The organism is Lysinibacillus sp. ZYM-1, from assembly GCF_001308875.1.
Lineage (GTDB): Bacteria > Bacillota > Bacilli > Bacillales_A > Planococcaceae > Lysinibacillus.
On the sequence record NZ_KQ465113.1, the window covers coordinates 155,850 to 171,345 of the forward strand.

Annotated in this window: 20 protein-coding genes and 1 other RNA gene; 2 read left to right on the top strand and 19 right to left on the bottom strand. The window is 40.8% G+C overall.

Translation table 11 applies throughout. The annotated features are described in order from the left end of the window. Positions 1 to 72 precede the first annotated feature (72 nt). The 14 genes from AO843_RS08860 to AO843_RS08920 all read right to left on the bottom strand — a co-directional run bounded on the left by AO843_RS08860 (position 73) and on the right by AO843_RS08920 (position 10,565). Positions 73 to 648, bottom strand: a complete 576-nt coding sequence (locus AO843_RS08860; RefSeq protein ID WP_054610755.1) for a recombinase family protein — start codon at positions 646 to 648, stop codon at positions 73 to 75. Between the two features lie 729 nt (positions 649 to 1,377). Further along, positions 1,378 to 1,857, bottom strand: coding sequence for a hypothetical protein (locus tag AO843_RS08865; RefSeq protein WP_054610756.1), 480 nt, complete (start codon positions 1,855 to 1,857; stop codon positions 1,378 to 1,380). Positions 1,858 to 1,929: 72 nt separating this feature from the next. Further along, positions 1,930 to 4,155, bottom strand: coding sequence for a phage tail protein (locus AO843_RS08870; protein WP_054610757.1), 2,226 nt, complete (start codon positions 4,153 to 4,155; stop codon positions 1,930 to 1,932). Further along, positions 4,155 to 4,490, bottom strand: coding sequence for a hypothetical protein (locus tag AO843_RS08875; RefSeq protein ID WP_054610758.1), 336 nt, complete (start codon positions 4,488 to 4,490; stop codon positions 4,155 to 4,157). The genes AO843_RS08870 and AO843_RS08875 overlap by 1 nt, the downstream gene beginning before the upstream one ends. Before the next feature lie 83 nt (positions 4,491 to 4,573). Further along, positions 4,574 to 4,804: a hypothetical protein gene (locus AO843_RS08880; protein ID WP_036120754.1), complete on the bottom strand. Its 231-nt coding sequence runs from the start codon at positions 4,802 to 4,804 to the stop codon at positions 4,574 to 4,576. A 2-nt stretch (positions 4,805 to 4,806) separates the two neighbouring features. Further along, positions 4,807 to 5,487 carry a hypothetical protein gene (locus AO843_RS08885; RefSeq protein WP_054610759.1) on the bottom strand — a complete coding sequence of 227 codons (681 nt, stop codon included), beginning with the start codon at positions 5,485 to 5,487 and terminating at the stop codon, positions 4,807 to 4,809. Beyond that, complete coding sequence (locus AO843_RS08890) at positions 5,477 to 5,902, bottom strand: hypothetical protein (RefSeq protein WP_054610760.1); 426 nt, start codon at positions 5,900 to 5,902, stop codon at positions 5,477 to 5,479. The genes AO843_RS08885 and AO843_RS08890 overlap by 11 nt, the downstream gene beginning before the upstream one ends. After that, a complete protein-coding gene (locus AO843_RS24840) occupies positions 5,903 to 6,076 on the bottom strand; it encodes a hypothetical protein (protein ID WP_197278898.1) in 174 nt (57 codons plus the stop codon). 141 nt (positions 6,077 to 6,217) lie between these two features. Next, the gene (locus tag AO843_RS08895; RefSeq protein ID WP_054610761.1) at positions 6,218 to 6,772 is read right to left on the bottom strand and encodes a hypothetical protein; all 555 of its coding nucleotides are present in this window, start codon (positions 6,770 to 6,772) and stop codon (positions 6,218 to 6,220) included. A 34-nt stretch (positions 6,773 to 6,806) separates the two neighbouring features. Beyond that, the gene (locus AO843_RS08900) at positions 6,807 to 7,052 is read right to left on the bottom strand and encodes a helix-turn-helix domain-containing protein (RefSeq protein ID WP_054610762.1); all 246 of its coding nucleotides are present in this window, start codon (positions 7,050 to 7,052) and stop codon (positions 6,807 to 6,809) included. A gap of 62 nt (positions 7,053 to 7,114) precedes the next feature. After that, entirely contained in the window at positions 7,115 to 8,071 is a 957-nt protein-coding gene (locus AO843_RS08905; protein ID WP_054610763.1) for a hypothetical protein, read from the bottom strand. Between the two features lie 43 nt (positions 8,072 to 8,114). Further along, positions 8,115 to 9,323, bottom strand: coding sequence for a DEAD/DEAH box helicase family protein (locus tag AO843_RS08910; protein WP_054610764.1), 1,209 nt, complete (start codon positions 9,321 to 9,323; stop codon positions 8,115 to 8,117). A gap of 273 nt (positions 9,324 to 9,596) precedes the next feature. Then, on the bottom strand, positions 9,597 to 9,791 hold the full coding sequence (locus AO843_RS08915) for a hypothetical protein (protein ID WP_054610765.1): 195 nt from the start codon (positions 9,789 to 9,791) through the stop codon (positions 9,597 to 9,599). 231 nt (positions 9,792 to 10,022) lie between these two features. Further along, positions 10,023 to 10,565: a DUF3102 domain-containing protein gene (locus AO843_RS08920; protein ID WP_054610766.1), complete on the bottom strand. Its 543-nt coding sequence runs from the start codon at positions 10,563 to 10,565 to the stop codon at positions 10,023 to 10,025. A 213-nt stretch (positions 10,566 to 10,778) separates the two neighbouring features. Here AO843_RS08920 and AO843_RS08925 point away from each other — a divergent pair, with 213 nt between their 5' ends. Further along, positions 10,779 to 11,111 (top strand): hypothetical protein, encoded by a 333-nt coding sequence (locus AO843_RS08925; protein WP_054610767.1) that lies wholly within the window; start codon positions 10,779 to 10,781, stop codon positions 11,109 to 11,111. 251 nt (positions 11,112 to 11,362) lie between these two features. Here AO843_RS08925 and AO843_RS08930 read toward each other — a convergent pair whose 3' ends face one another. Both AO843_RS08930 and AO843_RS08935 read right to left on the bottom strand, forming a co-directional pair. Further along, positions 11,363 to 11,584, bottom strand: coding sequence for a hypothetical protein (locus tag AO843_RS08930; RefSeq protein ID WP_054610768.1), 222 nt, complete (start codon positions 11,582 to 11,584; stop codon positions 11,363 to 11,365). Further along, positions 11,581 to 12,054, bottom strand: coding sequence for a hypothetical protein (locus AO843_RS08935; RefSeq protein WP_054610769.1), 474 nt, complete (start codon positions 12,052 to 12,054; stop codon positions 11,581 to 11,583). The genes AO843_RS08930 and AO843_RS08935 overlap by 4 nt, the downstream gene beginning before the upstream one ends. Before the next feature lie 152 nt (positions 12,055 to 12,206). On the opposite strand from AO843_RS08935, the gene AO843_RS08940 reads away from it, so the two are divergent. Then, positions 12,207 to 12,428, top strand: coding sequence for a helix-turn-helix domain-containing protein (locus tag AO843_RS08940; RefSeq protein WP_054610770.1), 222 nt, complete (start codon positions 12,207 to 12,209; stop codon positions 12,426 to 12,428). A gap of 72 nt (positions 12,429 to 12,500) precedes the next feature. On the opposite strand, the gene AO843_RS08945 is transcribed toward AO843_RS08940, so the two are convergent. The 3 genes from AO843_RS08945 to ssrA all read right to left on the bottom strand — a co-directional run bounded on the left by AO843_RS08945 (position 12,501) and on the right by ssrA (position 15,107). After that, positions 12,501 to 12,932 (bottom strand): DUF4259 domain-containing protein, encoded by a 432-nt coding sequence (locus AO843_RS08945; protein WP_054610771.1) that lies wholly within the window; start codon positions 12,930 to 12,932, stop codon positions 12,501 to 12,503. Between the two features lie 714 nt (positions 12,933 to 13,646). Then, complete coding sequence (locus tag AO843_RS08950) at positions 13,647 to 14,621, bottom strand: tyrosine-type recombinase/integrase (RefSeq protein ID WP_054610772.1); 975 nt, start codon at positions 14,619 to 14,621, stop codon at positions 13,647 to 13,649. Positions 14,622 to 14,751: 130 nt separating this feature from the next. After that, positions 14,752 to 15,107: a transfer-messenger RNA gene (gene ssrA / locus AO843_RS23980) on the bottom strand. Positions 15,108 to 15,496: the final 389 nt, after the last annotated feature.

Here is a 15,496-nt window from a genome sequence, read left to right on the forward strand (position 1 = left end):
CGCCTGTCAGAATCGAGGCCTTTGGGGGTCACGCACTTTCAACGCAAAAAAGAACGATCAAGCGACGTTCGCTCAATCGTTAATTAATTCGTTTTCTTTTCGTTTTCTCTTTTCTCTCGCTAAAGTTGCGACTGAAATTCCAGTCTTTGCTTCAACTTCTTTATAACTATTCGATTCCAATAGCTGCATTGCAGTGTCTAATCGTTTCTTATCAAATTTCTTCGGTCTGCCTTCTCGGAAATCATCACGTTGTTTTGCGATTGCTTTGCCTTCTTGCGTTCGCTCAATGATTAAATTGCGTTCCATTTCAGCTACAGCTAATAACGTAGTAAGGAAGAATCGCCCCATAGTTGTATTCTCTAACAATCCCACGTTAAGCACATGCACACGTACACCGCGCTCGAATAACGCTTCGACAACATCGATACCCTCTTTAGTGTTACGTGCTAATCGATCAAGTTTCGTTACCACTAACGTATCACCTTCCGTTAGCAACTCCATAATTTCATTAAATACAGGTCGATCCGTCTTAGTACCCGTAAACTTCTCTTTATAGATTTCCGAACAACCTTCTGACTCTAACGACTGAATTTGCGATTCTAAATCTTGCGCTACCGTCGATACCCGAGCATACCCGTATTTAGCCATTATATCGCCCCTGACTTTTGATAATAAGTTTTGATAACGTTTATAAGGCTATAATATCGCATCGATAAAACGTTGTCAATACTGTTAAGTTATGATAATGAAATAGCGTCATATGTAAACCCCTCGAGTTTCAGACCGCCCCACCCAATCCGACTTCCTGCCCCCTGTAATCTGCGTTAACATTACGTTATCTAACTTTACATAAACCGTAATAATTACGTTTCCTTCTATTATATGTACCGCTGAATCCTTCGTATTATGTAAGGTAATGTAAAGTGTTTAAGGTGCGCGTCCACTCGGAGCCTCTACCCGTCAATTATGTGTCAGAACTATACTCTACTAAAGTTGCCTTTTCGACTTTCTTCTATATAATGTCGTCAATTTCGGAAGGTTTAGTAAATGACGGATTATGCCGATTGCCAAACGGTGATAAACGTCGAGAATCAAAGTGTTTTAAGGGCGCGTGCATTTCCGTCATCTGCCCGATAATCTAGCGTTGATTTTGCGTTACTTCCCATCGCTATTATTTGAAATCGGACATATTCGGAAATGCAAATTTCGAGTTTCTTCTATATAATGCGTCAGTTTTGCGTTATGTCCGATTGCGATTATTTGAAATCGGAGTCCTTACGCAATTAGGCATAAAAAAAAGACGAGCAAGCATCGCTATAAAAGCCAATGCCTGCCCGTTTGTTATTCATCTGATAACGATAATACATATAGTTGTTGCTATAGTTTTATAGATATGTTTTCCAACCCTAAGAATTGATGATATAGTATCGTGCTACCTAAAGTCACAGTTCCATTAGGTGCAATTGCTAATTCAATAGCTTTATACTCGTATGGATTAGTTGATTGATTATTACAAGATGTTAAGAAGATACGATACACTATGGGACGCATATTTTCTGGCAATATAAAAAGAACTGTTCCTTTAGTCGTTACACCATTTTTAATAGCGCCTTTCATAATTAGATTATTGTGGTTATCTACGGCAAATTTCGGTTCATATCCTACACCATAAGATTCCCAACCGTTTAGTAATTCAGCTTCTTGCCAAACTACATCAGCCAAAAGGCCAGTAACTTTAGTATCTAATCCCTTTAATGTTGTATCTATGATATCCATATTCGCGTTTTGCGGAAGCACACTATACATATCCGTACCTTCCGGCTTTCCTAAATTATAATTTGGTGTATATTTAACCACGTTGTATCCTCTCCATTTCAATTAATTTCACTAGGCCTACGTTAAATTCTTCTCTGGCTTTTGTAATTCGTATTAATAACCTCTTTGAAATCTTGCCTCTTCGATTAGTTTCGCTAGCCCATACGCAATCTTTTCGATGTCCGCATCTTCCCGCACAGTAAAGTTGTTGCCGGTAATAACGACTCCTCCGCCTGTACCGCCTTGACCTTCGTCATAAGCCTTCGCTTCTTGTGCCGTAAGAATTTTTTCGTTTTTGTGTAAACGCGCTGAATACCCGTCATATGGTACGGAGTCTAATCCGCTGTAATGCGATTTCTTGCCGCCTTTTTTCCCCTCGCCAGCACCGATTAAATCACCAACAAAGTTTACGCCAGCGCTAATACCGTTCGTAATCCAGCTCGGCATCTTAGCTTTGCCGATGAAGCCGATAAAGTCCTTAACATGTCCGTATGCAGTCGAAACCCATCCGCTAAGTGTTTCAAACCATCCCTGGACGATAGCTAGTGCGCCAGAAAAATTATCGAACGCATTTTTAACGCCAGTTAAGATAAAGTCGACAAGGGGAGCTAATACGTTGTCCCATACCCACTTTATAACAGCAGATAGCGCCTCCCACGCTATTGATAAAGCCAGTAAAATAGGTTTTGCAATCGACCATAACGTAGAGAAGAGCTGCGCTAAAAACGAGATGGCTGGAGAGATTACATTATCAAAGACCATCATTGCAATGTCCCCGACTATTTGAATCCAATCCCATAGTCCACTTAAGATAGGCTCGATAATGTCCCATGCGCTTGTTAAGATGTCTGATACTGTGTCCCATGCTGTAGAGAAAGCGTCTACTAGTTGTTCAAATATAGGCTGAAATTGTGCTATTTTTTCAGTAATGTACGACTTGACTTCTTCAAATTTTGTTTTAAGCGAATCAAAAGAGCCTTCACCGAAAATCTTATCGAATACTCCACCTACACCACCTTCGTTAAAAGCCATCATCAACTCGGATATTTTCGATTTAATCCCGGTAATAATTCCGTTGATTTTTTCAGCCACATCCGGTGGAAATAGGACGCTTATTAAACCTTCTACACCGCCTTTTTGGAACACGGACCACAAGTCTTTTACTACGGTAACTACTTTTTCGATAGCACCGCGGAACGTTTCGCTATTGTCGTAAAGCGCTTTGAGTCCGACTACTGCTGCGGCTATTCCTGCGGCGATTAACGATACTGGATTCGCTAATGCGGCGATTACACCTACTACAGCTAACGCAGCTACAAATGTGCCAATCGCTCCAGCTACGTATGCTATTTGCGTTCGCCATTTCACGAATATATCGTATAAAGCGATTGCTTTATCCGTTACTCTTCCAAGCATTCCGCCTAGTTTATTACTAAGTGCGTCGGTATCAATGCCATCAAACATCTTGTTTAGTCGCCGTAAAAAGTCACCTAACTTTGTATTACTTTCCATTCCCATATTTCTAAAAAATGTCTGCGACTTCTCCTCGAGTTGCGACCACAATCCTTTTGTCGTATTTCCCATCTTATTAACCATTTCGTCAGTTACACCCATTTTGGTTAATAATTTATCTAAACCAGCCATCTTAGCAGACATGCCGTCCATTTTAGTGATTTTTTGCAATTCCTTTTTATCTAGTCCAACTGCTTCATACATTGAAACGTAGTCACCTTGCATAAGCTCTTTTGTTGAGAAAGCTGCCTGTTGAGTGTCTACGCCAGAAAGTGCCTGTATACGTTCAACTAAACCCCAAACTTGTTTTAACTCATTAAGGTTCTTACTGATTCCTATGAATGCTTTTGAGTTTGTCATCATATCTGTACTATTCAATACTGGACTATCAATAGCAGCCTTTTCAATCATTTGAAGATACTTTTTAGCTTGTTTATCATCACCAAACATTCCGCTAATAGCCATCGCATTTTGTTCGTAGTTTGCTGCAGCGCCTATTGTTGCGTTAAACAACTTGGCCGCCCCATTCACACCAGCGTATGCCCCCATTAGACCAATTAAAGAACTTTGCATACCACTAAAACTTGCACTAAGCCCATTAGTTCCCGCACGTAAGCCTGTCATCCGAGTAGAAAAGTTACCCATACGATTTGACGTTGAAGATACAGCGCTACCAAACCTATTTAACGCTGTTTGAGATTGACTTACCGACTCACTTGTCGCTCTGCTTGTCCGGTTCATACGGTCCATCATCTGCGTGATACGTCTAAGACGGCTTGTTCCATTGCTATCTCTGACGCGAAATATTGCGGTTAGATTTACGGCCATTAGATTCGCTCAACTCTCTTTGCTACTACGTCAGCCAATCGATCAGCTTGTTGGCTTGCTGTAATGTATCGTTTGCGTGCGCTTCTATCTCCGTTGGCATATTCGACGGCTCCATTCAACGCCTCTAATCGTTTACGAGCATGGTCGGCTTGTATACGGCCACTCATTGCAATGGCTAGTAACGGTACTTTTAATTCGGTCGCATGTTTAACCTTGATTTGCGGCACTTTACCGTGAAGGCGTTCTACTTCTACAACAAACTTAGCTGCAGCAAGTATTATTTCGTTATCATCTAGTAATTGCGTTATTTCCTGCTTACGTTTGATTAGTTTCATCCCCTATGTCCTCCTTTGTTTTTGCATATAAAAAAGGCACAACGTTAGTTAAAAAAAACGTCATGCCTTGCGTTAATATTGCGTTATTCAGTTTGCTCTTGTTGGGAAGCTCTTTTAACATTTGCGTATAAAACTTTCGATTCTATTGAACCGAGTGCTCTTGCGACTTGCATTGCGATTGCTACGTCCTGCTGCTCGATTGTGCCTTCTTGCAATTTCTGTTTTAATCCAGATTCTACTATGCGGAAATTAACACCTTTTCCCTTCGCTTGTTGTGCTAACAAAGCTTCTACATGTTCGTTATATTTACTCATTATTATTTACCCACCTTCTCCGTAGTTGTCGGTGCTACGTCAATATATTTGTAATCTCTTGGCTTATTGCCAAATGTGTATTGTGACACTTGCTCTAGTAGTTTACGAACTCCGCTTATAGTTCCAGTTGCACCAAAAACCTGAGCGCTGTCTGTCGGATGAATTTGCGTCATGATATAGCGTGTTTTTCCTGCTTGATGATTAGCAGTCACTAAGTCAGTTATTTCACGGTAAATATCGTTATATGCGCTACTGTACTCCTTATGGTCATCGATACATGAAAGAATAAGGTCCCGAGCAAGTTGTAATTTCGGGTTAACTTTGTCCTCGAACTCCGCTCGAATTCCGTCAGCATATTCAGGCTTGTATTTTTCAACGACTTCAACAGACGAAATTATAGTTTCAGGCATTGCTTGATGAACTAACGTTAAATCACGCTCGCGTCGTGTAACAACCTCTTTTTGTAGCGCAATATCATCGTCAATCTTAACAAGTTGAGCAGTTGCATCCGTCCCATGCTTAACGCTTTCCGTAAACGTTTGCTCATACTGTGTCTGTAATTCTCTTAAACGTGAGCGTGCACTTTCTGCATCTTTTTGGTACTGTAAGAGTTTAGCTGCTCGTTCAGCACCTTCTCTTTTGAATTCTCGTAATAGTTGATATTCCTGTACTTTAATTGCCATGTGTTTTGATCCCCTTTGTTTTTAGTATTTGAATAATCTTTTCAAACTTGGCGATACACCACATTCGCCATGTCGGAATAACAGGCGTTGGCTGTTCGTCTTGCTTGTCCAACTCGAATAATTCGACTAACATTTCCTCGTTACGAGTAATCTGCTCGCTTGTACCTTCGACCTCTCTGCGATAAATCACCGGGTAATGAGCGCTCATTAATTCTCGATACAACTCTTGGCTATCCGTCTGCAACTCGCTAATTTCAAACGAATATAAATCGTCTAGCAAGTCGATAACATCGTCATAAGGCTTTGAGATTTCGCCAATTAAATTGGATATGCCTCGTTCATCCGTTTGGTAGATTAAAAGTGAAATGAACGGAACATCTCGCAAATTGACGATTGAAAGTAAGGCAAAGCGCATTTAATCACCGCCTTTTAACAGTTGCTCAATTACATACGTTGCTGCCTCTGATTGTGCAAAATATCGAGCATCCAGCGTTGCAACATCTTCCGGCAAGAATATCCGATGCTGGCGTTCTCCCTCGTCGATGTAAACGCAATGTTCTCCGTTGTCATTACTGTAGTAAATCTGCATTAATAAAACACCATCCCATTAATTACTCGCGGCCTTGGCGGTCGCTGTCCGTGGATTTCGATACCGTTTCGATTGAATTGTTTCTTTCTTCGCTTCGGCTTTGCTCGCTTACCTTCGCCATGATAATTAGATGAATACTTTTTATGCTCCATATCGTTTCATTTCCTCGCTTTCTTCTTTAAAACCTTGTTTCCAGGCTTCGATTTCTTGTTCGTTTGGCTCACGCCTCAATAATCGACTTGCAAATTGTTTAACAAATTCGTTCCACAACTCGTCTGTGAAACTAGCTGATCGTTGGTAATAGTCATAGATGTGTAATTGTCCTTTTGAAGTATTACAGCTACGACAGCAAACAACCACGTTATCATCGATATTGTGACCGAGATATACATGGTCGAGCGTCGCTTGTTTCGCATGTTCCTTTACCCGTGTAAGTTCGTCACCACAGTAACAGCATTTATCTGCAGTTAATACAGCGTTAATAGTCACATCTGTATAAAACATAGTGCTATTATGACGATATTGGTGTTTACGGAATCGCTCTCGTAAGTAGGCTCCATTTTCATAGCGAGCTTTACTACGACATGCCTTGCATTGGTACTCTCGTCCTTGTGGAGCTTTTGGGCGTCGAGTAAATTCGGTTAGATTTTTAACCTCTTTGCAAGTGCGACATTTGCGTGTCATTTCATTAATCACTGGCTCTCATCTCCCTAAAATGCTTTACTTTTGATTAAATTTGTGATATTGTGTAATCATGGATAATTCCATTTAATTTTTCAAAACTGCGCAAAAAAGCAATAAACTCATCTGTTATTTCAAACTGTCGAGTAATCGCTGCTAACAACGCAACAGACGGACATTTCCGCATGTTCTCCACTTCACTAATTGTTGTTCGAGCGAAGCCGATTTTTGAAGCGAACTTTTCTTGCGTCAAACCATGATACGAACGTAGTGCCTTAATCGTGTGTGGTTTCATCACTTGTCCTCCTTTGTATATAATTGTTCAATTTTGACACTAAGTGTATAAAATAAAATGGGCTATCGCCCTCTACTTATATAGGGATTTGTCCGACGTATAATCTGCCTGTAAACACTGATAATATCAACTTTTTCTGCATTTTTACGAGCCTTCTCTGCTTCATCTAGCGAGCTATACGTTACAACTTTTCCATGTTCATAACTTACCTTTTTCGACTTCACTTTAAATACTGGCTTTTTCTTCGCAATCTCCGTTTCGATATCATTTTCTAGGTAAACTTGCTCATGAAGTCTATATCGATCATCTACCGACTCCCCATAAATAGGCGCATAATATTCAACCGGCAAATACGAGCCTGTGCTTTTATATCGTTTTGTTACATCGTACGAGGCTTTGCGGCATGCATCACAACAAAATCGACTATCTACTCGCTTTGGTTTCGCATTACGGAAATTATCACCTTCCATAGCGAACATGTTCAGACAAAACATATACTTACATCTTCGAAACTTCTTACGTTGTTGGACGTAATACGAGTAATCTAGTACGGTAGAATAATACGGTAGCGCCTCGAATCCAAACGTGTAAATCAACGCCATATACCGAAATAGCGACCATTCGATTATCGACATTAAATCGTTATATAAATCTGTAATTGTAAATTCGGAACGCTCAACGTATGCCCGATCATTAACAGGCGGTTGTGTTCTAAGACTCTCACGATCAATATGCTCCGAATATTTAGCAAGTTCTCTAGCCATCCCTTCCAACGTTGTAACCTTCGCAGTTTTTAGTGCTATGTCATCCGCATTTGCGTAGCATTCTAGTATTGATGGTCTTTTAACTTTAGGGATATCATCGCTATACTTGACGTTGTGGTAAGCTTTGATAATTTTTTCAGTATAAATAGAACCCGGATAAACGTTTTCATATGTTATCGTAATGCCTTCTGCTTCTGCGATTTCAATTAATGCGCGACCCGCTCGTCGTAATTTAGTTGCAACTGTTTTCGTCATATCCATTTCCCCTTTAGTAGAATTTTTTTGAAGAAATTAACTTTTAAATCTCGTAATTCGCCCACTTTTCAAGCGCTTCACGCATTCGGCTTGCAGGAATATAAGCATGAATCGGCTCACCTTTACGTATACGACTGCGGAAAATCCATTGGACTAACTCACTGACTGCGTATAATTCTTCCTCTACTTTTTCGCCGTTTTCTTGGAAGAACGTTAGCTTATTTCTATTCATATAGCGATTTAGTAAGTAAGCAACTGCGCGTCTGTCTGCGTATTCATTCGTAGCGCGAGCGTTATGTGCGATAAAACAACCTTTATATCCCCTCGGTGATAACGAAGGCTCAACTTCCTTTAATGTCGAGATGTAAACGTCTGAAGCTTTAGCATTATCTGCATATCGTCTAAAAAAGTTAGAAGTGTTATCACGAATCCTCTTCAATGTATCAGCGTCATAATTACGTAGCTTGGTCTGACTAAGCGCACCTTTCTCATTACCAACGTCGTTTAATTTTCCTTCATAGACAGTAATTAGCGCCCGTAACTGCTCCCTATTTTCACGTCGTACATCATACTCAACTAATTCGTATCTATCTCCGACTTTTTCAACCGCCTTGAAATCGTACTCAAATCCGTAAATATTGAAGTAATACCTCTGCATCTGACACTTGAAGAGATACGTTAAAATAAACGCTTTTGGAAACGCCTTAAATACCGCTGGAGGAAACGCCCAAACCATAAACGTATCACGAAATAAATAAAGATTACCTGCTTGAGCTAGTTCTCTAATATCTCGGTATCGTGAATCATCGTTAGGATCACCCGTCCATTCTACTTGCCTAGTTTCATTGTTTAATACAACGTCTCCATTCTGGATTAATCGGCGAATATCAGCTTTTTTGATTGGTACGTCTGACACAATATCCATTACTTCGTCCAAGATTAACGTATAACCACTTTGCTCTAGCAACTCGATTAATTCATCATCAGCTCGCGAGAACAATTCGTGCGTAGTAGCAATATCTGCACCAATCGCGATTAACTGTTTTAGATGCGTCATCTTAGGACCACCACCGATATGTAAAGGCTCTAAGAAATTTCGGTCTTTTACATTTTCGCGAATACGCGTAATTTCTGATTTAAAAGGCGTAACAAATATAAATCTATCTAACAGACTTGCTTCGTTCATGTACTGAATTGCATAATTCGTCTTACCACTGCCCATCACTGAATCAATTACTGTAATATTCGTCATCATAATACCTCCGATTAATATTGTTTTTGCAACATCTCCGTCGCAGAATTTCGTAGAAACGTTGATATATCAAGGTTTATAGCGTATGTCCCTTAAAGATAATAGACGATATATTAGTATTGCTATGCAAGACAGCGTCAGCTGGCTTAAGTGTTTTAACTTACTTTTGATGTCGTTATTAAATGATTAAAACCCTTTGCGTCGGCTAAAGCCTCCGCAGCTATCAATCTATCAAATAATTACGATAGAATAGATGACAAAACTAGATGCCGATTACTGCGGTTGTTGCCGTGGAGAACTTTTAGCAAGAACTTCATCGATAAGATGTGATCGTTCAAATATAAAGACAAGCTTGCCCCGCCTATGTCGACTCGGCTCCATTTTGATTAAGGCCTGTCCTGCATCGATGATTTCCTGCGCTACTTGGCGAGAATGGATTACGATAAATTTTTCGATTTTCGCTTGCATTGCTGTTCATCCTCCTGTATAATGACATTATAAATTGATATTTGATAATATAGGTTAAGTCTGCAAAAAAACAGAAATACCAACTTTTATTATATCGTCAGCACTTGCGGAATGTAAAGTGCTTTTTTGCATTTTTTTTACCTTCTATTACATATACCCGAACCAAAACTCAGTTTCGGACATACATCTAATAAACTCGCTTCCTACTATAATACTGCATACAAACACGTCCTATTTAGGGACAACTTCCTTCTCAACTACGATTTCTTTTGGCTTTGTTACAGACGCTAACTCGTCCGATAGCCGTTCGTTTTGACGTGTAAGGATTTCTTCGCTTCGTTTCTTTTCTGCAATAATAGCATCTTTACGTTTCAATTCCGCCTTTACCTCACGCAGTTCCCGTACAGTCATTTCGTCAACCGACTTAGTTTCGCCAGTAGACGGTATTGTGTGCGGAGAGTCTACGAATTGTTGGCGGTCGACTTCGCTTGGTAGCGATAGCATTTCGAATATCTTACTCGCTGTCAAATTCGCCGATGTCTGCGGATTTCCGAATTGCTCATACGCTTGTATGAACTTGTGTACGTGGTCGCGTTTAAATCCGATTGATTCCGCCCAATTTCCGAACTCGCCGTGTGCTAAGTCATTCTCCTTAACGTGCTTCAACCGTTTACCAATCTCGAAAATAGCTTCGCCAGCTACACGTTGATAAGCGTTGATTTCTGCTGTGATTACGTTTATATCAGTAGACAGCGTTGATAATTCGTTTCCCATCTCCGTTAATTCTCCTTTCGTTTTAGACGTTCCAGCCTTCGCATGATAAATACGTCAACTTGCGATTTAAAGCCGGATATAGCCACGTTTATAAAGGTGAAATGAAGACGCTAAGCTTCCTAAGAACTCAAACGCATTTTCAGATTTGATTTCCGCTAAAACACAATTCTTACTATAAATGGTGTTATACTATAATAAAGGAGGGAATACAAAGTGGAATTTAAATTTGGGGACGGTTCTCTTTTTCTACCCCCTTTACACATTACGATTATAGCAATAACCATTATTTTCCTTTTAATAAGATGGAGCAAGCAATTAGAAACAAGACGTTTTACTATTTACTTTTACTTTCTAATTAGTACTTACATTGCTCCAATCTTTTCTCGCAGTACAAAAGATGGTATCTTTCAGCTTTGGATTCCTTTAGGATTTATAGTAGTATTCTTTTACTTGTTTCGTAGCGATAGAAATCATCCAGCTAAAATGAAAGCCTGTATTCTAGGTCTTTCCATAGCAATATATCAGTTAATTCTGCAATATTTCTGACGGATTTTTCTATCCCATTAACGGATGCTCTGGTTATAAGATTAGAAAAGCTAGGCGTTGGCGCACCTAGCTTTCAACGACCATTGTTGGCGCAACGATCCTTCGTGTTCATTGCCAAAGCCAGTTGGCGCTGACCTAGCGTGTTTATTGTCCGTAATGTTGGCGCAAAACGGACGGCTCAACTCGTTTGCGCGAGTGAGGATTTAACTTTTCATATATTAAGATGGATGTCTAATTCGGAATGTCGTTAATTACATCATTACATATATAAACAAAGCTATTGCGATAGAAAACGCTGTTGTACCGTAGTACCACACTCTAAGTTCACCGTCCTCTCCTTCTTCACCGAAAAAATATGCGTCTACTTGCTTTGCTGTATTGGCGGCTGCTTTCGTTAGTAACTTAATGTATGCCTTCTTATATTCACGCTCAAACGACTGCGCTGACGCTTCACGCGCAACTCCTTGTTTCATGCTGGAATCCCCCCAATTACTAACTCCTGACCATCAACTATCAAGGCGCGATAGAAATCTGAACAAACTACATGCATATGATCGAAAATCGGAATTGTTTTAAGTGCTTTATTTGATAAACGCATTACAATAGTTCGCCAAGCACCTTTCTCTGTGGAAACAGCCTCGTAGTTATTTAAATAGTCACTACTATCTGCGATAACAATCTCCGTTGCTTGGTCGGCTACTTTTTTCGTATACTCTGCTATTAAACGCTTGCACTTACGAATAGTGTCGTCAATCATTTCCTGTACGTATAACGGAACTGGAATTGTAGGAACTGTGTAATCCCATCTACAGTTACGTCGCTTCACAAACACCTGATAAGACGTTGAGAATACGCCTTCTTTTTCAAACGATACAATTTGATACTCCACTGACCAAACTTCATTGTCTGTTAACCATTTGCCCTCGTCTAACGTCGTAAACATTTCACATTCCGCCTCTCTTAGTGTCATTTTTGCACACTACAGTATGCTTTATAGTTAATATAATATACACTACAGTGTGCATTGTCAACAATAAATTGAAGTTATATACACCACAGTGTAAAATGAAATTAAAAAAAGGATTGTGACTACATATGATTAAAGTACATTTATCTCGTTTATTAGGTGAGAAAAGAATGAAGATTTCAGAGTTAGCAAAAGAAACTGGATTACATAGAAATGGACTATCACGTTTATATAACGAGGAAACTGATGGAATAAAGTTCGATACATTGGAGAAGGTTTGCAAAGCTTTGAATTGCGAAATTAGCGATCTAATCGAAATCGTGGACGAAGAAAGAGCGCATGCCGACTAATAATTGGCTGCGCTCTTTATATTTTGTTCAGGGATAGAGAGAAATGTTATAGGGGTTGGAGGAGTTTTTATGCTATCCAAGGCTGTGAAGCAGTGCCTCCAACTTGGCAATTAGCTGCTGCACATGTGCCCGCCATTCGTCCCAGCTCGATGATTCTCGCCACAGCTCCGCCAGATCCCCCTCGCAGTCTCCCTCAATATCAGCCCAAATCACATTCAAATGCTTCAGCAAAGACCCAAGCGCGGCTCGACTGGCTGTGAACGCCCGTACTTGTGTCAAGGAGCGCTCCTCCTCATGATCGTAGTCCAGGCTTCCATTCTCCTGGAACTCTATATACAGCTCTGCGAGGGCAAGTACTGTTTCGTCATAAAGGAAATCGCCTTCTCGAAACTTCGCCATCAATTCGCCCAAATCCAACGTGTCACGAGGAAGCAAGTCCTCGATCGCTGTCAGTAGATCCAACCCTTCATCGCTTTCCAATGCTTTGATTCCCCATGCTCCCATTCGGCTTCCTCCCTGTTTGCGTCTTTCTTTTTTCATTGTAATGTGCGCATCCAATGCGTGTCAAACAGACTGATATCTAACCCAATGAGCATAAGGCTTTTAATAGTTTGACACTTGACTACCGCATCCATTTTCAGCAGAATAGCTGCTCGCTCCGGGAAATCGGCGCAGAGAGGTTACCTATTATCGCTAGACTCGTAGAAATACGTGAATAGAAACAATAAGTAACAATCGCATATTTCAGCGTCATAGTGACGTCCTGGGTGGCTCGTATGCTCCTGTTAGAATGGGATATTTCTATCCGTATGTACTCGTCTAATTATCGTCCTAGACGTGCGGTAGTCCTTAATTGAGCGTATTTGTACGCTGATTGTCCGCATGTACATGCTTACCCTAGCCGTAACTAGCCGATAAACCATGCCGCGCCCTTAATGGTGGCGCTCACCAATTCGTCGCAACCGTAACAGGAAACGGCTTGACCTGCGATATATCCGATTTTTTGCAACGGTTCGGCAACCTTTCCAGGTTATTTTAACGACGAATTATGGGCAACCTCGTCGCTACTGCTAAAAAAAGATGCACTTAATAGAAGTTGCACCATCGAAAAAATTTCGATATAATGAACCCTAAGAAACGCTATTGCTGCCAGGCAATTTTTAGCGTAGATATTAAGTTAGGAGTCGTTAGTGCGTCAACACTAGCGGCTTTTTCTGTTTATAAATAATCACGTAAAGACTCTGCAACAAATTCTTTCTCTAAATCGAGATAGACGGTTGTTGTCTCCAAACTTTTGTGTCCGAGAGCTTTCGATATTAAAGCGACATTAGCGCCTTGATTTAATAAGTTAGTCGCAAATGCTCGTCTTAACGCGTGAGCATTGACGTTCTTTAAGCCGAACTCTCTTGCATACTTCGTTAATGACTTCGAAATGGCGTTACTGGATGACTGGCTATTATTAATGCCTTGTCCATTAGCGGATAAGAAAACGTAAGTGTTACGCGTATTGTATTTACGGCGAATCTGCTTGTTTTTCTCGATTAATACTTTCAACATTTCCGCCAACTGATCGTCTATCGGTAGCTTTAACGTATCGCGATTTTTAAGGACAGCACCGTCCATATCAATCGTATTAGAGGTAAAGTTGATATGACGTTCACGCAATTCTCCAATCGTTGTAATACGTAGCCCCGTTTTATACATTAGTAAAATCGCAACTGAATCACGGAAACCAACGTAAGTGCTGCGGTCAATAAGCGATAGCAATAATTCAACGTCGCTCTCTTTTGATGCGCCTTTAATCGTCTTATCAACTTTAATTTGAATCTTCGACCAAAAACGAATCTCAATCCAACGGTTATCGAAGAAACGATTTAGTATCGCCTTCAACGATTTCAAGCGAACTAGCTTCGTTGCTTTTGATACGTCGATTTCGTTCAAGTAATCGTAAATCATATCCGCATCAATATCCTCGACGTATCGAACGCTCGTCACCTTGATAAATTCGTTCCATGCAAACGCATAGCTTTCGATTGTCCGCGGTCTATTACCGCTGATTTCCATTTGACGATATACCGTTTTTAGCGCTTGGAGAACCGTCAATGAGTCGCGTCTACTCTCAACGCGCTTAATATCAATATCGAATGTCTCATCGACGGCAAATGCGCCATGCTTTCTGGTACGTTTAACCACGCAAAAAAACCTCCTAATCCGTTAAGATTAGAAGGTCGATTGTTGTCCGCTTGACTGTACGATTGTACAGTGTCAGACGCTATGTACGCCATTTGAACGTTGATATAACGCTACAAATAACGATTGTTTATTATGGAGACGGCGGGAGTCGAACCCGCGTCCAAAGACTCCAATACTTCAGCTTCTACGCGTGTAGTTTGCCTATTTACGATTCGCGTAACATTATGCCGACAAACAGGCGTCCTGTACGCTAACCTGGAAATCTCTTGTCGGTGACTCAGGTGGCACCATCGACCGTATCCCACTAAAGTTGGGCCCCACGTTCTCTACATGGGCGATAGAGAGGCAGAGCGCTTACGAGCTTACGCTGCGAAAGCTAAGTTTTGTTGTTTGCCAGTTATTATATAACTGTCGTTGTTGACGGAGCCGAGCCCTCCGACGCGCGACTAAAGCTTGAACCATCCCTGTCGAATCCGTAACGTCCCCTTGATAGATGATCCGAAGCGGTTAGGCCTCGTTCAAACAAAGAGCTAGAATTGCTTCTAGTACGGTGGGAGCTTAAAAGTACGCTTCCATGAAATCTGGCAATCAGTAATACTTATTATAAAACAAAACCAGCGATAGTTCAAGTGTCCTGCCATAGTAGAAAAAATTGGCTTAGGTACACATGCTATCCGTCACTTTGAGTTTTTTATCCGTCACTTTCGCTGCTCTATCCACCACATTTCAACTTCTATCCCTCACTTCCGCGATTCTATCCGCCGCACCCCGCACCCCACCCAAAAGCAAAAAGCCCACCAACTATGGCACTGACTGTCGTTTTTGAGACAGTAAGAAAACACCTTTTAAACAGCCAATTGTCGGTATTTAACGGG

Bases quoted from the DNA above. Each gene is read 5' to 3' on its own strand.
- AO843_RS08860 (WP_054610755.1), bottom strand. From the start codon at position 648: ATGGCTAAATACGGGTATGCTCGGGTATCGACGGTAGCGCAAGATTTA.
- AO843_RS08870 (WP_054610757.1), bottom strand. From the start codon at position 4,155: ATGGCCGTAAATCTAACCGCAATATTTCGCGTCAGAGATAGCAATGGA.
- AO843_RS08875 (WP_054610758.1), bottom strand. From the start codon at position 4,490: ATGAAACTAATCAAACGTAAGCAGGAAATAACGCAATTACTAGATGAT.
- AO843_RS08880 (WP_036120754.1), bottom strand. From the start codon at position 4,804: ATGAGTAAATATAACGAACATGTAGAAGCTTTGTTAGCACAACAAGCG.
- AO843_RS08885 (WP_054610759.1), bottom strand. From the start codon at position 5,487: ATGGCAATTAAAGTACAGGAATATCAACTATTACGAGAATTCAAAAGA.
- AO843_RS08890 (WP_054610760.1), bottom strand. From the start codon at position 5,902: ATGCGCTTTGCCTTACTTTCAATCGTCAATTTGCGAGATGTTCCGTTC.
- AO843_RS24840 (WP_197278898.1), bottom strand. From the start codon at position 6,076: ATGCAGATTTACTACAGTAATGACAACGGAGAACATTGCGTTTACATC.
- AO843_RS08900 (WP_054610762.1), bottom strand. From the start codon at position 7,052: ATGAAACCACACACGATTAAGGCACTACGTTCGTATCATGGTTTGACG.
- AO843_RS08905 (WP_054610763.1), bottom strand. From the start codon at position 8,071: ATGACGAAAACAGTTGCAACTAAATTACGACGAGCGGGTCGCGCATTA.
- AO843_RS08910 (WP_054610764.1), bottom strand. From the start codon at position 9,323: ATGACGAATATTACAGTAATTGATTCAGTGATGGGCAGTGGTAAGACG.
- AO843_RS08915 (WP_054610765.1), bottom strand. From the start codon at position 9,791: ATGCAAGCGAAAATCGAAAAATTTATCGTAATCCATTCTCGCCAAGTA.
- AO843_RS08920 (WP_054610766.1), bottom strand. From the start codon at position 10,565: ATGGGAAACGAATTATCAACGCTGTCTACTGATATAAACGTAATCACA.
- AO843_RS08930 (WP_054610768.1), bottom strand. From the start codon at position 11,584: ATGAAACAAGGAGTTGCGCGTGAAGCGTCAGCGCAGTCGTTTGAGCGT.
- AO843_RS08935 (WP_054610769.1), bottom strand. From the start codon at position 12,054: ATGTTTACGACGTTAGACGAGGGCAAATGGTTAACAGACAATGAAGTT.
- AO843_RS08940 (WP_054610770.1), top strand. From the start codon at position 12,207: ATGATTAAAGTACATTTATCTCGTTTATTAGGTGAGAAAAGAATGAAG.
- AO843_RS08945 (WP_054610771.1), bottom strand. From the start codon at position 12,932: ATGGGAGCATGGGGAATCAAAGCATTGGAAAGCGATGAAGGGTTGGAT.